The sequence below is a fragment of the Streptomyces sp. NPDC018019 genome (assembly GCF_044327805.1).
GTDB lineage: Bacteria > Actinomycetota > Actinomycetes > Streptomycetales > Streptomycetaceae > Streptomyces.
In genome coordinates, this window is sequence record NZ_JBIRGD010000001.1 from 614823 (window position 1) to 629553 (window position 14731).

Below are 14731 nucleotides of genomic sequence, written 5' to 3' on the forward strand. Positions count from 1 at the left end.
CGTTTCCTCCCCTTTCCTCTCCCTCCGGGCCGCCCCCGGCGTTCCCGGCGCTCCGTGCCGCACGGATCCGGCCCGTTCTGTGACTTCCCTCGACAAGGTCCCCGGCGTACCTTGAGCCACCGATCTGATGTGCCGTCAGTAACATCGGGCGGCGCTCAACCGCGAGAAGGGGAACTCAAGGTGGCCCGCTTCTACGAACAGCACCCCGCGCGCCCCCGCCGCGCGGCCGGTCTGGCCGCGGCCGTGGCGCTGACGGCGGGGTCCGTGGTCCTGCTCGCCGCGCCGGCCGCGCGGGCCGAGGTCGTGGACGTCAACTACCAGTGCAAGACGCCGATCGGGAACAAGGGCGCGGTCTCGCCCATCGACATCAGGAGCACCCGCAGCGGCAGCGCGTACAAGCTGGTGATGTCCTTCCAGAAGGGCGTCTCCTCCAGCCCCGTCGAACTGGGCGCGGGCGCCATGAAGCCGAGCGCGCTCATCAAGCTGGGCGGCGCGGAGAGCGGCACGGTACCGGTGTCCGGGCCGCCCAACGACAGGGCGATCCCCGCCAACACGCCCATCAAAATCAGCGATTTGAGCGGGACGTACACCCCCGGGCAGAGCGGGAAGGTCACCTTCACCGCGTCCACGCTCACCATCAAGGCCCTCGGGACGACCACCACCTGCACACCCGTCAACAACCCGAAGCCGTCGCTCACCCTGGACGTCAAGGGCACAGGCGGAACGGGTGGCTCCGGTGGTACGGGTGGCAGTGGAACGGGCGGTTCCACGGGTGGGACCACCGGCGGCTCCGGGAGCGGCGCCGGGGACTCGGCCACGGGCGGCTCCGGCGGCGGGCAGCTGCCGCAGACCGGCCCGGCCGACTCCGCCGTCGCCCTCGGCACCCTCGGCGGCACGGTGCTCCTCGCCGGTGCGGCGGGCGTCCTCTGGCTGACGCGGCGCCATCACGGTCAGGCGTGAGGCCGTCCGGCGGCCCGGCGGGCACCGGCACCGGAGCCGCCCGGCGGCGCCCCGCACCCCGTACGCGTACCAGCAGCACCACCAGCACCTGGAGCCGCCGATGCCGTTCCGTACCCGCGCGGTGGTCACGGGTGCCGCCCTGGCGGCCGCCGTCGCGCTGCTGGGCCCGGCCCCCGCGCACGCCGCACCCACCCCTGCCGCCCCGGGTACGGACGGCGGGCGGTGGAGCGCCGCGCCCGCCCCGGGCAGCGGCTCCCGGCCGGGCGCCCCGGACCGCCCGTACTTCTATCTGGAAGGCGCCCCCGGCGCGGTCCTGAAGGAACGCCTCGCGCTCACCAATCCGACCGGCGGCGCGGTGACGCTCCGGGTGGGCGGTGCGCCGGCCGGCTCCGGGCGCTGGATCACGGCCGCGGCGAAGGAGGTACGGGTGCCACCGCGTACCCGGGCGGACGTGCCCTTCACGGTGACCGTTCCCAGGGACGCGGCCCCGGGCGACCACCCGGCCGCCGTCGTCGCCGAGGGCGGCGGCCGGAAGACCGCGGTCCCGGTGCATCTGCGGGTGACCGGGCCCACCCTGGCCGCGCTGAGCGTCGAGGACGTGGCGGTGGAGCGCCGGGGGAGCGCGGCGGTCATCCGGTACGTGCTGGTCAACCGCGGCAACGCCCCGCTCGCGCCGCGCCTCGCCGTGCACGCCGACGGGCTCCTCGGACCGGTCCTGCGCCGCGTCGCGCGCGCCCTGCCCGTCACGCTGCCGCCGGGCCGCCGGATCCCGCTGACCGAGCCGTGGCCGGATGCGCCCGCGCTGGACTCGGTGGACGTACGGCTGACGGTCACGGCGGCGGGCGGGGCGCGGGGGACGGCCGGGGCGACGTACACGGCGGTGCCGTGGTGGGCCGCCGCGCTGCCAGCGGCCGGACTGCTGGCAGGCGCGGCCGGTTGGCGTGTACGGCGCCGGAGGCGGGCGGGGGAAGCGCAGGCGGAGGTACGGGTGGGAGAAGCGCGCGCGGAGGTGCGGGCGGCGCAGGCAGGGGCGGGCCCAGGGGGCCGGTCAGGGCCGCCTCAGCCGGCCCCGCAGCCCGGTCCGGTCTCCCAGGCCGCCGCAGCGTCCTCCGGGGCGGAGGTCGGCACATGAGCGCCGCAAGCGAATACTCCGCTACGCGAGCACGACGCACCTCCTTCCCCTCCCCGGCCTCCCGGGCCCCCTCGTCCCCCCTCTCCCCCCTGACCCTCCTCGCCCTGGTCACCGCCGCCCTCCTCGGCCTCGTCCTGCTGCCCCTCCCCGTCGCGCCCCCGGCCTCGGCCGCCCCAGCGTCTTCGGCCGCCGCCACTCCCCGTATCCACCTCTCCGCCCAGCAGGCGGGCAACGGCGGCACCGTCACCGTCACCGGCCGCGGCTGGCGTCCCAAGACGCTGCTCACCCTGCTGATCTGCGGACAGAACATGATCGGCGGCACCAACGCCTGTGCCAACGGCGACGGCCGGGCCGTGACCACCGGCCCGGACGGCTCCTTCCGCAAGGCCATCCCGGTCGCCGAGCCGCCCAAGCCCTGCCCGTGCGTCGTGCACGCCGCCACCGTGACCGGCGCGCCCGCCACCGCCGACGCCCCGTTCACGGTGGCCGGGCACCCGGTCGCGCCGCTGCCCCAGGAGGACGCCGGCGGACGGCTGAGCGTCCTGGCCCCGCCGCGACTGGAGGGCTCCGGCAACCTGCTGACCTGGTTCGGCGCGCCGCCCCGGCGCCGGCTGGTGGTCACCGTGGGCAACCTCGGCGCGGCTCCGGCCAAGGACCCGGTCTTCGAGGTGGGCACCTCGCACGGGGTCTACGCGCCGCAGTGGGAGGAACGGCAGTGGCAGGGCACCGTGCCCGCCGGACGCAGGCAGCGGATCGAGCTGCCGGTGGAACTGCCCGCCGGGGCGCACGGCGACTACCTGGTCTCGCTCAAGTACGGCGGCAAGGTGCTCGCCGAGCAGCCGTGGGGCGTCGGACGGCCCTGGGGCGTGACGCTGTTCTGGATCCTGCTGTGCGTCGTCGTCCCGGCCGCGGTCTTCCGTATCGGCATGGCGGTCGTCGACCGCGTCCGCCCGCGCGCGGGAGCCGCCCGTACGCCGGTACGGGAGCGGGGGAGCGGCGCCGCGCGCGGGCCCCGGCGTACGGCGGCCACCGGGCGCCACCGCGACGCCGACGCCCGGGGCCCGGCCGGGCGGCTCTCCGGCCTGGCGGGCCGCCTCACGCGCCGTAGCGGGCGCGAGGCCGTACCCGGTGCGGCGGAGCCGCCCCGCGCGGACCCCGCCGCCACCCTGCCGTGGTTCACCCCGGACTCCGCACCGTCCGCCGCCACGTCCGATCCGACCGACCCGCCGAGAGCGAAAGGTTCCCCGTGATGTTCCACGTGAAGTACCACGTGACGAGGCAACGCAGGAGAGCGAGCGCGGGCGGGGTCGCCCTGCTGCTCGCCGGCGCGGGAATCCTGGCGGCCGCGGGGCCGGCCGGGGCCGCGGAGACGGCGTACCGCACCGAGTGCGTACCGCCGCCGATCTCGGGCCTGCCCGCGATCCAGGGCACCACCAAGGTCGAGGTGACCGCGCCCGCGACGGCGAAGGTCGGCGACGAGGTCGAGGTGGTGTGGCGCACGGTCGAGGCCGCGTCCAAGAACCCCGACATCCTCGACCTGGAGAAGGACACCGTGCAGCCCACCGGCACGGTCGAGGTCGGGGGCGCGCAGAGCGGCGAGCTGAAGGTCCAGGGGCCGCGGCAGAACCCGCCGATCCCCAAGAACAGCCCGATGAAGCTGTCGGACATGAAGGGCACCCTGAAGCTGGAGAAGCCCGGCGAGGTCACGCTGGCGCCCGGCTTCTACAACATCAACGTCAACAAGCCGATCTCCACGGACACCAAGTGCACCCCGAAGGAGGAGGTGCGGCCCGCCGCCACGATCAAGGTGACCGACGGTGGGGGCGGCACGGGCGGTACGACCGGGGGCGGCACGGCCGGCGGCACCTCGGGAGGCAGCGGTACGGGCGGCACCACCGGTGGCACCACGACGACCGGCGGGACGACCGGCGGTGGCACGGGCGGCTCGGACACCGGCGGTACGGCCGGCAGCGGCGGCAGCACCGGCACGGCGGGCGGCGCGGGCGGTTCCACCGGCGGCGGCGACTCCGACGGCACGTCCTACGAGGGCAAGGTCGTCCAGGTCCCGTACGCCTGCAAGACCCCCATCGGCGACAAGAAGGCCACCTCGCCGGTGCAGATCAACGCCGTCAAGCAGGGCGGCGGCTACGGCCTGACGGTGAAGTTCGCCAAGTCGGTGATGGACAGCCCGGCGGACATCCCCGCGGGCGCCGTCAAGCCGTCCATGGACGTCCGGGTCGGCGGCGCCGACAAGGGGACGGTCAGGACCGAGGGCCCGGCGAACAAGGAGCCCATCAAGTCCGGTCAGCCGATCGCGGTCCCCGACCTGAAGGGCACCTACACACCGGGTGCGACCGGCAAGGCGACACTGACGCCGGGCGTGCTGACCGTACGGGCCCTGGGGACGACCACGACCTGCACCCCGGAGAAGGACCCGGGCGTCTCCCTCGCCCTGGACACCACGGCCCAGCAGGGCGGCACCGGCGGCGCCTCGTCCGGCGGCACCACCGGGGGCGGCGCGGCGGGCGGCAGCGCGGCGAGCGGCGGCGCGGCCGGCCCGGCGAGCGCGGGCGGCACCTCCGGCGGCCTGGCCGAAACCGGCGCGGGCGACCACGGCACCCTCCGCGCCCTGGCCCTCGCCGCGGGCACGGTGCTCCTGCTGGGCGGCGCGGTGCTCACCCTCACCCCGTGGCGGCGCCTGGGCCGCTGACCGGCCCGGACGCGAAAGCCGGCCGGCCCGTACGCGGAAACGGCCGAGGGCCCCGGCGCGGGATGCGCACCGGGGCCCTCGGCCGGACGACGGGAACGGCGTGCCGCCTAGTTCACGTCGTTCATCTGACCGTTGATCCGCTTGCGGTTCAGGTAGATGATCACACCCGCCAGGGTGGCGAGCACCGCTTCACCCACCAGCACGCCCACACCGGAGAGGTCGGCGCCGGCCTGCCCCAGCAGGTTGACGACGCTGTCGCCGGCGGTGTTGGCGAGGAACCAGACACCCATCATCTGGCTGGCGTACTTCGGCGGAGCCAGCTTCGTGGTCACCGACAGGCCGACCGGGGAGACGCACAGCTCACCGATGGTCTGCATGCAGTAGATGCCGATCAGCCACAGCGGCGTGACCTTCGACCCGTCCGAGGAGAGGGTGATCGGGAGCAGGAAGATGAAGTAGGAGGCACCGATCATCACCATGCCCATGGTGAACTTCGCGGTGGTCTTCGGCTCCTTGCCGCGGTTGGCCAGCGACAGCCACACCGAGGCGAAGACCGGGGCCAGGGCCAGCACCCAGATCGGGTTGACCGACTGCAGCCACGACGAGGGGAAGCTCAACCCGAAGATCGTGTCCGCGGTGTTCTTCTCGGCGAAGACGTTCAGCGTCGAACCGGCCTGGTCGAAGATCATCCAGAACGCGGCGGCCGCGACGAAGAACCAGACGTAGCTGCTGACCTTGCTCTGCTCGTCGGCCGAGAGGTCCTTGTCCCGCTTGATGCGGAACAGCACCACGACGGGCACGAGGATGCCGATGACGCCGAGCGGGATCAGCAGCCACTTCTCGTTGAAGTTGCCGGAGAACCCGATGACGGCGTAGAAGACCGCGGCGAGGGCGGCCCAGAACAGGCCCTTGCGCAGCCAGCTGTTGCGCTCCGCGACCGACAGCGGGGTCGGGACCTGGCTGCTCTTCGGGTCCAGGTGCTTGGTGCCGAACAGGAACTGGACCAGGCCCAGTGCCATACCGACCGCCGCGATGCCGAAGCCCAGGTGCCAGTTGATGCTCTGGCCGATGCCGCCGATGACCAGCGGGGCGGCCGTGGACCCGATGTTGATGCTCATGTAGAAGACGGTGAAACCACCGTCCCGGCGCTTGTCCTGCGGGCCGTTGTAGAGGTGGCCCACCATCGTGGAGATGTTGGACTTCAGCAGACCCGAGCCCAGCGCGACCATCGCCAGGCCGACGAAGAACGTCTGGCCGGGGACGGCGAGCACCACGTGACCGGCGATGACCACGGAGGCACCGACGATCACCGTCTTACGGGGGCCCCAGACCCGGTCGCCGAACCAGCCCCCGGGCATGGCGAGCAGGTAGACCATCGCCATGTAGACGGCGTAGATCGACAGGGCACTGGTCTGGGGTATGCCCAGACCACCGCCCTGGGCGCCGTCCTTGGCATCAGGACCGCCCGAGATCAGATACAGGACGAGCAGCGCCCGCATCCCGTAGAAGCTGAACCGCTCCCACATCTCGGTCATGAAGAGGGTGGCCAGTCCGCGGGGGTGGCCGAAGAAGGTTTTGCCGTCGCTGCCAGGGTTCCCCTGTGCGGCGGCGTCCTTCGTCAGGCTGGACGCCATGGGTTCTTCCTAGGTGTGCTCGGGACGCGTCGGGGGAGACCGCAGCGCGCCCGGGTCGGGCTGACCGGCACCGGCGTCACCTTGCCCGCCCCCTACGTCCTACGGGGGCCGACGCCACTGGAAGAGGAATCGGCAGGACAGTCGTGACACCGGGATCCACGCCCCCGTGCCATGCGCGGTGGACCCGGTCGACAGGTCATTCACTGTGTAGCGGGACCGGTGGTTCCGGCCCCGCACACAACAGGGACCGATGACTCACTTGAGAGTCAAGGGTCCCGAGGTCGTGCTACGGACGTTGGGACACCATACGTCCGGTAACCACGCCGGTGGGGCGAGTGAGACAACGGTCACATGTGCAACCGGGAACCGTGCGGGGGGTCGCAGCTGCGGCCGGTGGCGCGCAGTGCAAGATCACCCGCCGGCCCCCGCCGTGCCGCCACGCCGCTCCGGTCCGGCCGCCGGCCCGCGGCCCGGAGGTCGTTTTCCGGCCACCTCCGGTCGCACCGGGTCCGGCCCGGGAAGGTAGGACATCGGACTACCATCGGCCCATGACCCGTGTACTGCTCGCCGAGGATGACGCGTCCATCTCGGAGCCGCTCGCCCGCGCCCTGCGCCGCGAGGGTTACGAAGTCGAGGTGCGCGAGGACGGCCCCACGGCGCTCGACGCCGGTCTGCAGGGCAATATCGACCTGGTCGTCCTCGACCTGGGTCTGCCCGGCATGGACGGGCTGGAGGTGGCCCGCCGGCTGCGCAACGAAGGCCACTCCTTCCCCATCCTCGTGCTCACCGCCCGCGCCGACGAGGTGGACACCGTCGTCGGCCTGGACGCCGGCGCCGACGACTACGTCACCAAGCCCTTCCGGCTCGCCGAACTGCTCGCCCGGGTGCGGGCCCTGCTGCGCCGCGGTTCGTCCGCCGAGCCGCAGCAGCCGCCCGCGACCCACGGCGTACGGATCGACGTGGAGTCGCACCGCGCCTGGATGGGGGACGAGGAACTCCAGCTCACGGCCAAGGAGTTCGACCTGCTGCGGGTGCTGGTGCGGGACGCGGGACGGGTCGTCACCCGCGACCAGCTGATGCGCGAGGTCTGGGACACCACCTGGTGGTCGTCCACGAAGACGCTGGACATGCACATCTCCTGGCTCCGCAAGAAGCTCGGCGACGACGCGGCCAACCCGCGCTACATCGCCACCGTCCGCGGCGTCGGCTTCCGCTTCGAGAAGAGCTGAGGGCCCGCCGCCGGGCGGGAAGAAGCAGAAGAACGAACGCATCCCGCCCGGAGGACACCGTGCGCCGCCGTCTGATCAACTCCACCCTCGCCGTGGTGCTCGTCGTGATCGCCGTCTTCGGCGTGTCGCTGGTCATCGTCGAGACCCGCACCATCCAGTCGGGGGCGCAGGAGAGCGTCGCCTCCGAGGCCGTACGGCTCGTCGGCATCGTCGAGAGCCGGCTGGGCAGCGGCGAGAAACTGACGCCCGAGATCCTCTCGGAACAGATCACCGCGAAGCGGTACGCCGAGATCGAGGTCCCCGGCCGGCCGCGCATCGAGATCGGCTCCCGGCCGGCCGGCGACGTCATCGAGTCCACGCAGCACGGCGACCGCGGCGAGACGGTCACCGTCCAGGAGCCGCGCTCCACGGTCAGCGCCGAGATCGGCCGGACGCTGCTGGTGATCCTGGCCGTCGCGATCCTGGCGATCCTGGCCGCGGTGGTGCTCGCCGTCCGCCAGGCCCGCCGGCTGACCGCGCCGCTGACCGACCTCGCCGAGACCGCCGAGCGGCTCGGCTCCGGCGACCCGCGCCCGCGCCACCGCCGCTACGGCGTGCAGGAACTGGACCGGGTCGCGGACGTGCTGGACGCCAGCGCCGAGCGGATCGCGCGGATGCTCACCGCCGAGCGGCGGCTCGCCGCCGACGCCTCCCACCAGCTGCGCACGCCGCTGACCGCGCTGTCCATGCGGCTGGAGGAGATCACCGTCACCGACGACCCGGACACCGTGAAGGAGGAGGCCACCATCGCGCTGGGCCAGGTCGAGCGGCTGACCGACGTCGTCCAGCGGCTGCTGACCAACTCCCGCGATCCGCGCTCCGGCTCCGCCGTCGCCTTCGACCTCGACGAGGTCGTCAAGCAGCAGGTCGAGGAGTGGCGCCCGGCCTACCGCAGCGCCGGCCGGGCCATCGTGCGCTCCGGCAAGAAGGGGCTGCGCGCGGTCGGCACGCCCGGCGCGGTGGCGCAGGTGCTCGCCACCCTGATCGAGAACTCGCTGATGCACGGGGACGGGACGGTGGCGCTGCGCACCCGGGTCACCGGCAACCAGGCGGTGGTCGAGGTGACGGACGCCGGCCGGGGCGTGCCGCCGGACCTCGGTTCCCGGGTCTTCGAGCGGACGGTCAGTGGCCGGAATTCGACCGGGCTGGGGCTGGCCGTGGCCCGCGATCTGGCGGAGGCGGACGGCGGGCGGCTGGAACTGCTCCAGCAGCATCCGCCGGTCTTCGCGCTGTTCCTGGCCCGCGAGGCGGAGTCGGCCGGGGAGTGAGCGGCCGGTCGCGTGCGCCCGGTTGCTGCCCGTACGGCTGCCCGTACGGCTGCCCGTACGGCTCCTAGTCGCGCGGCGGCTCGGTGGTGGCCGCGCTCGCCGCGCGCCGCGCCTGCGCGCCCTCGGCCAGGAAGGACTCCGCGGTCTCCACGGCCTTGCGCGCGGGCAGCGCCCGGAACACCCAGGTCCGGTACGACCAGAAGCGGAAGAGCGTGGCCAGGCCGATGCCGAGGAACTTGAAGACGTTGCTCTGGAGTGAGGTGTCCCACCCGAACCCGTACGTCGCCACGTACAGGACGCCGTTCTCGATGACCAGGCCGACGACGCTGAACAGCAGGAAGAGCGTCAGCTCCTTGGTGCGGCCGTTCTTGTCGCGGTCCCGGTAGGTGAAGTAGCGGTAGCCGAGGTAGTTCGTGCCGGTGGCGACCACGGTCGCGACGATGCTGGCCCGGACGACGGGCAGCTCGGTCAGGTGCCGTACGAGGTTGAAGACCACGAAGTTGACGAGGACCCCCGCCCCGCCGACGGCGCCGAACTTCATGAGTTCGCGGGCCAGTGCGTCCAGTCGGGCCCGCAGTGCGCTCCGTTCACTCATAGTGATCGTTCAGCTCCTGGTGGTGGGCGTTCGTGGGCGTCTTCGCGCGGTCGTCAACCTGAGTCCGCCCGCTCATGCTAACCAGGCGACCTGTGTGCTGCCTGCCATCCGTGACCGGAGGGGCGCCCGGGACTTGTCAGTCCACGGTCACCCGGAAGCGCCGGATCCTGGCGTTCTCGTCCTGCTCGTCGGCCTGCGGAGTGCCACAGCGGTAGCAGTACCTGAGAGTCACCTCGGTACGTCCGGCGCCCCGGGCCGTGAAATCGGCGTAGCGGATACCGCCCGATCCCGGACGGGTCGGCTCGCCGGCGTCGTAATGCCCGATCGCCCCCTTCAGTACGGCCGGGTCCGGCGCCGGTGCCGCGAGGACCCATCGGAAGCCGCTGGCGGGGTTGTCCTTGAGGCGGATCGAGAAGTGGGTGCCGACGGAGACCGTGATCTCCCGGTCGTCCTCGGCGAAGACGACGGGGGCCGTCAGCTGGGTGACCACCGCGTAGACGGCGGCGAGCAGGGCCGCCACCGCGACGGCGATCCCCGCGGTCCTGGTGCGCCTGGGTATGCCTCCGTCGCCCATGTGTCCTCCCCCTCCACGGCGGCGGCGAGCCTACCGCTCCGGGGTGATCTCCGGAGGCCGGAACGGTGAGGGTGGCGCGCTTGCATTCGTATGTTCCTCCAAGGGGGGCGACCGGGCGGGACGGCCGGGCGGCTACCCTGGGGGCGTGACGTTCCCGGTAGTCGGCATGGTCGGCGGCGGCCAGCTCGCCCGTATGACCCACGAGGCGGGCATCCCCCTCGGCATCAGATTCAAGCTCCTCAGCGACACTCCGCAGGACTCGGCGGCCCAGGTGGTCGGTGACATCGTCATCGGCGATTACCGCGACCTGGACACGCTGCGCGCCTTCGCCCGTGGCTGTGATGTGATCACCTTCGATCATGAGCACGTTCCCACCGAGCACTTGAGGGCACTGGAGGCCGACGGCATCCCCGTACGGCCCGGCCCCGACGCGCTGGTGCACGCCCAGGACAAGGGGGTGATGCGCGCGAAGCTGACCGAGATCGGGGCACCCTGCCCCCGGCACCGCATCGTCGCCGACCCGGCGGACGTGGCGCGGTTCGCGGCGGAGGGGGAGGGCTTCCCGGTCGTCCTGAAGACGGTCCGCGGGGGCTACGACGGCAAGGGCGTATGGGTCGTACGATCCTCCGAAGAGGCGGCCGAGCCGTTCCGCGCCGGGGTGCCGGTGCTCGCCGAGGAGAAGGTCTCCTTCGTCCGGGAACTGGCCGCCAACATCGTCCGCTCGCCGCACGGCCAGGCCGTCGCGTACCCGGTCGTGGAGTCCGTCCAGGTCGACGGCGTCTGCGACACGGTCATCGCGCCCGCCCCCGGCCTGTCCGACGAGCTGTCCGGCCGGGCCCAGGAACTGGCGCTGCGCATCGCGCGGGAGCTGGGCGTGGTGGGCCACCTCGCGGTCGAGCTGTTCGAGACCGCCGACGGCCGCATCCTGGTCAACGAGCTGGCCATGCGCCCGCACAATTCCGGCCACTGGACCCAGGACGGCGCGATCACCTCGCAGTTCGCCAACCACGTACGGGCCGTCCTCGACCTTCCGCTCGGCGATCCGCGCCCGCGCGCCACGTGGACGGTGATGGCCAACGTCCTCGGCGGCGACTATCCCGACATGTATTCCGCGTACCTCCATTGCATGGCACGGGACCCGCAGTTGAAGATCCATATGTACGGGAAGGACGTGAAGCCCGGCCGCAAGGTCGGACACGTCAACACCTACGGCGACGACCTGGCCGACGTGCGCGAGCGCGCCGCGCACGCCGCCGGCTATCTGCGAGGAACCATCACCGAATGAGTGCCCACCCGTCGCCCGGCCACCGCCCCTCAACGAGCTCCCCCACACTCCGTGCGGGGGGACCCCCAGCGCGCCCCTCCGATTCTTCGCCCACTGTCGGCATCGTCATGGGCTCCGACTCCGACTGGCCCGTCATGGAGGCCGCCGCCAAGGCCCTCGACGAGTTCGAGATCCCCTACGAGGTCGACGTCGTCTCCGCGCACCGGATGCCGCACGAGATGATCGCGTACGGCGAGCAGGCCGCGGGCCGTGGCCTGAAGGCGGTCATCGCGGGGGCCGGGGGCGCCGCCCACCTGCCGGGGATGCTCGCCTCGGTCACCCCGCTGCCGGTCATCGGCGTGCCCGTACCGCTGAAGCACCTGGACGGCATGGACTCGCTGCTGTCCATCGTGCAGATGCCGGCCGGGGTGCCGGTCGCCACCGTCTCGGTCGGCGGCGCCCGCAACGCCGGGCTGCTCGCCGCCCGCATGCTCGCCGCCCACGACCCGGAGCTGCTGGCCCGGATGCGCGAGTTCCAGCAGGAGCTGAACGAGCAGGCCACCGAGAAGGGCAAGCGGCTGCGCAACAAGGTCGCCTCCCCGGCCGGCTTCGGCTTCGGGGGCGGCAAGTGAGCGCGTCCCTGGAGGCGGCCCGCGCGCTGCTCGCCGAGCACCCCGTGGTCGACGGCCACAACGACCTGCCCTGGGCGCTGCGCGAGCAGGTCCGCTACGACCTCGACCGGTGCGACATCGCCGCCGACCAGAGCGGCCGCCTGCACACCGACATCCCCCGGCTGCGGGCCGGCGGCGTCGGCGCGCAGTTCTGGTCGGTGTACGTACGCACCGACTACACCGGCGACCAGGCGGTCAGCGCCACCTTCGAACAGATCGACGTGGTGCGCCGGCTGGCCGACCGCCACCCCGGCGACCTGCGCCTGGCGTACACCGCCGACGACATGGAGGCGGCCCGCGCCGACGGCCGGATCGCCTCCCTGATGGGCGCCGAGGGCGGCCACTCGATCAACAACTCGCTGGCCACCCTGCGCGCGCTGTACGAACTCGGCGTCCGCTACATGACGCTCACCCACAACGACAACATCGACTGGGCGGACTCGGCCACCGACGAGCCGCGCGCGCACGGCCTCACCGCCTTCGGCCACGAGGTCGTCCGCGAGATGAACCGCCTCGGCATGCTCGTCGACCTCTCGCACGTCTCCGCCGACACCATGCGCGACGCGCTGGACACCAGCGCCGCGCCGGTCGTCTTCTCGCACTCCTCCGCCCGCGCGGTCTGCGACCACCCGCGCAACATCCCGGACGACGTGCTGGAGCGGCTGCCCGCCAACGGCGGCATCGCGATGGCCACCTTCGTACCGAAGTTCATCCTGCCCGAGGCCGTCGACTGGACGCTGCGCGCCGACGAGAACATGCGCGCGCACGGCTTCCACCACCTGGACACCACCGCCGAGGGCATGGCGATACACCGCGCCTTCGAGGCGGCGAACCCGCGTCCGCTCGCCACCGCCGCCACCGTCGCCGATCACCTCGACCACATGCGCGAGGTCGCCGGCATCGACCACATCGGCATCGGCGGCGACTTCGACGGCACCGCCTTCACGCCCGCCGACCTCGCCGACGTGGCCGGCTACCCGAACCTGGTCGCCGAGCTGCTCGACCGCAAGTGGTCCACAGCCGACCTGGCCAAGCTGACCTGGCAGAACGCGGTCCGTACGCTCCGCGGCGCCGAGGACGTCGCGCGCACGCTGCGCGCCGGACGCGGCCCGTCCATCGCGACCATCGACCAGCTGGACGGCTGAGCGGCAGCACAATGCCAGGAGGGCCGGACTCCGCGGAGTCCGGCCCTCACTCGTACGCCTCTGCTACGCCTGCGGACGCCCCAGCGCCCGGTACGTCCAGCCCGCCTTGCGCCACAGCGCCGGGTCGAGCGCGTTGCGCCCGTCCAGGATGCGCGGGGTGGCCACCACCTCGGCCAGCGCGGCCGGGTCCAGCTCCCGGAACTCCCGCCACTCGGTCAGGTGCAGCACCACGTCGGCGCCGCGCACCGCGTCCCGCGCCGTGTCCGCGTACCCCAGCGTCGGGAACACGCGCCGCGCGTTCTCCATGCCCTTGGGGTCGTACACCGTCACCTGGCCGCCCTGGAGGTGGATCTGCCCGGCGACGTTGAGCGCGGGGGAGTCGCGCACATCGTCCGAATCCGGCTTGAAAGTGGCGCCCAGGACGGCGACCCGGGTGCCGAGGAAGGAGCCGCCGACCGCCTCCCGGGTCAGCTCGACCATGTGGCCGCGGCGCCGCATGTTGATCGAGTCCACCTCGCGCAGGAACGTCAATGCCTGGTCGGCGCCCAGCTCACCGGCGCGCGCCATGAACGCCCGGATGTCCTTGGGCAGACAGCCGCCGCCGAAGCCGATGCCGGCGCGCAGGAACTTCTTGCCGATCCGCTCGTCGTGACCGATCGCCTCCGCCAGCTTCACCACGTCGCCGCCGGCCGCCTCGCAGACCTCCGCCATGGCGTTGATGAACGAGATCTTCGTGGCCAGGAAGGAGTTGGCGGAGGTCTTGACCAGCTCCGCGGTGGGGAAGTCGGCCACCACGAACGGCGATCCCTCGGCCACGGGCTTGGCGTACACCTCCCGCAGCACCTCCTCGGCCCGTCCGCCGTCGACACCGATCACGATCCGGTCCGGGTGCAGGGTGTCCTGCACGGCGAAGCCCTCGCGCAGGAACTCCGGGTTCCAGGCCAGCTCCACGTCCTCGCCGGCCGGCGCCAGCTCGGCGACCCGCGCGGCCAGCCGGACCGCGCTGCCCACCGGGACCGTCGACTTGCCGACCACCAGCGCCGGGCGCCGCAGCAGCGGGGCCAGCGACTCGACGGCCGAGTCGACGTACGACATGTCACAGGCGTACTCGCCGTGCTTCTGCGGGGTGTTGACGCACAGGAAGTGCACGTCGCCGAAGTCCGCGACCTCTTCCCAGGAGGTGGTGAAGCGCAGCCGGCCGCTGGCGCCCTCGATGCCCGCGACGTGCGACCGCAGCAGCTCCTCCAGGCCGGGCTCGAACATCGGGGTCTCGCCCCGCTCCAGCATCTCGATCTTCGCCGGGTCGATGTCCAGGCCCAGCACCTCGAATCCCAGCTCCGCCATGGCCGCGGCATGCGTCGCGCCGAGGTAGCCGGTGCCGATCACGGTGATCTTCAAGGCCATGGGTGCTCCAGGTGCGTACGGGGAGGTCTGCGCAGCCTGAGCATAGTCCGGCCGGTGTCCCGGCCTTCGGGCCCGGTGGCCGGGACTGTACGGGTGGCTGTCGGCA

13 protein-coding genes are annotated in these 14731 nt (G+C 72.7%); 9 read left to right on the plus strand and 4 right to left on the minus strand.

Annotation, left to right across the window (positions count from 1 at the left end; genetic code table 11):
* Nucleotides 1–180 precede the first annotated feature (180 nt).
* From ACH4FX_RS02860 to ACH4FX_RS02875, 4 genes are all read left to right on the plus strand, one after another.
* The gene (locus ACH4FX_RS02860) at nucleotides 181–960 is read left to right on the plus strand and encodes an LPXTG cell wall anchor domain-containing protein (protein WP_398474392.1); all 780 of its coding nucleotides are present in this window, start codon (nucleotides 181–183) and stop codon (nucleotides 958–960) included.
* Nucleotides 961–1060: 100 nt separating this feature from the next.
* The gene (locus ACH4FX_RS02865) at nucleotides 1061–2092 is read left to right on the plus strand and encodes a hypothetical protein (RefSeq protein ID WP_398474393.1); all 1032 of its coding nucleotides are present in this window, start codon (nucleotides 1061–1063) and stop codon (nucleotides 2090–2092) included.
* Complete coding sequence (locus ACH4FX_RS02870) at nucleotides 2089–3342, plus strand: hypothetical protein (protein WP_398474394.1); 1254 nt, start codon at nucleotides 2089–2091, stop codon at nucleotides 3340–3342. The genes ACH4FX_RS02865 and ACH4FX_RS02870 overlap by 4 nt, the downstream gene beginning before the upstream one ends.
* Nucleotides 3342–4802 (plus strand): hypothetical protein, encoded by a 1461-nt coding sequence (locus ACH4FX_RS02875; RefSeq protein ID WP_398474395.1) that lies wholly within the window; start codon nucleotides 3342–3344, stop codon nucleotides 4800–4802. The genes ACH4FX_RS02870 and ACH4FX_RS02875 overlap by 1 nt, the downstream gene beginning before the upstream one ends.
* Nucleotides 4803–4909: 107 nt before the next feature.
* Here the strand turns inward: ACH4FX_RS02875 and ACH4FX_RS02880 are convergent, their stop codons facing one another.
* The gene (locus tag ACH4FX_RS02880; protein ID WP_398474396.1) at nucleotides 4910–6436 is read right to left on the minus strand and encodes a peptide MFS transporter; all 1527 of its coding nucleotides are present in this window, start codon (nucleotides 6434–6436) and stop codon (nucleotides 4910–4912) included.
* Nucleotides 6437–6984: 548 nt separating this feature from the next.
* On the opposite strand from ACH4FX_RS02880, the gene ACH4FX_RS02885 reads away from it, so the two are divergent.
* Both ACH4FX_RS02885 and ACH4FX_RS02890 read left to right on the plus strand, forming a co-directional pair.
* Entirely contained in the window at nucleotides 6985–7665 is a 681-nt protein-coding gene (locus ACH4FX_RS02885) for a response regulator transcription factor (protein ID WP_003984832.1), read from the plus strand.
* Between the two features lie 59 nt (nucleotides 7666–7724).
* Nucleotides 7725–8972, plus strand: a complete 1248-nt coding sequence (locus ACH4FX_RS02890) for an ATP-binding protein (RefSeq protein ID WP_398474397.1) — start codon at nucleotides 7725–7727, stop codon at nucleotides 8970–8972.
* A 64-nt stretch (nucleotides 8973–9036) separates the two neighbouring features.
* Here the strand turns inward: ACH4FX_RS02890 and ACH4FX_RS02895 are convergent, their stop codons facing one another.
* Nucleotides 9037–9567 carry a GtrA family protein gene (locus ACH4FX_RS02895; protein WP_398474398.1) on the minus strand — a complete coding sequence of 177 codons (531 nt, stop codon included), beginning with the start codon at nucleotides 9565–9567 and terminating at the stop codon, nucleotides 9037–9039.
* Between the two features lie 136 nt (nucleotides 9568–9703).
* Complete coding sequence (locus ACH4FX_RS02900; RefSeq protein ID WP_398474399.1) at nucleotides 9704–10141, minus strand: protease inhibitor I42 family protein; 438 nt, start codon at nucleotides 10139–10141, stop codon at nucleotides 9704–9706.
* Nucleotides 10142–10286: 145 nt separating this feature from the next.
* Between ACH4FX_RS02900 and ACH4FX_RS02905 the strand changes: the two genes are divergently transcribed.
* The 3 genes from ACH4FX_RS02905 (at nucleotide 10287) to ACH4FX_RS02915 (ending at nucleotide 13221) form a co-directional block, all read left to right on the plus strand.
* Entirely contained in the window at nucleotides 10287–11426 is a 1140-nt protein-coding gene (locus ACH4FX_RS02905; RefSeq protein ID WP_398474400.1) for a 5-(carboxyamino)imidazole ribonucleotide synthase, read from the plus strand.
* Nucleotides 11427–11533: 107 nt separating this feature from the next.
* Nucleotides 11534–12037, plus strand: coding sequence for a 5-(carboxyamino)imidazole ribonucleotide mutase (gene purE, locus ACH4FX_RS02910; protein WP_398474402.1), 504 nt, complete (start codon nucleotides 11534–11536; stop codon nucleotides 12035–12037).
* Nucleotides 12034–13221, plus strand: coding sequence for a dipeptidase (locus tag ACH4FX_RS02915; RefSeq protein ID WP_398474404.1), 1188 nt, complete (start codon nucleotides 12034–12036; stop codon nucleotides 13219–13221). Before purE ends, ACH4FX_RS02915 begins: the two co-directional genes overlap by 4 nt.
* Nucleotides 13222–13284: 63 nt before the next feature.
* Here ACH4FX_RS02915 and ACH4FX_RS02920 read toward each other — a convergent pair whose 3' ends face one another.
* On the minus strand, nucleotides 13285–14625 hold the full coding sequence (locus tag ACH4FX_RS02920; RefSeq protein ID WP_398474406.1) for a UDP-glucose dehydrogenase family protein: 1341 nt from the start codon (nucleotides 14623–14625) through the stop codon (nucleotides 13285–13287).
* Nucleotides 14626–14731: the final 106 nt, after the last annotated feature.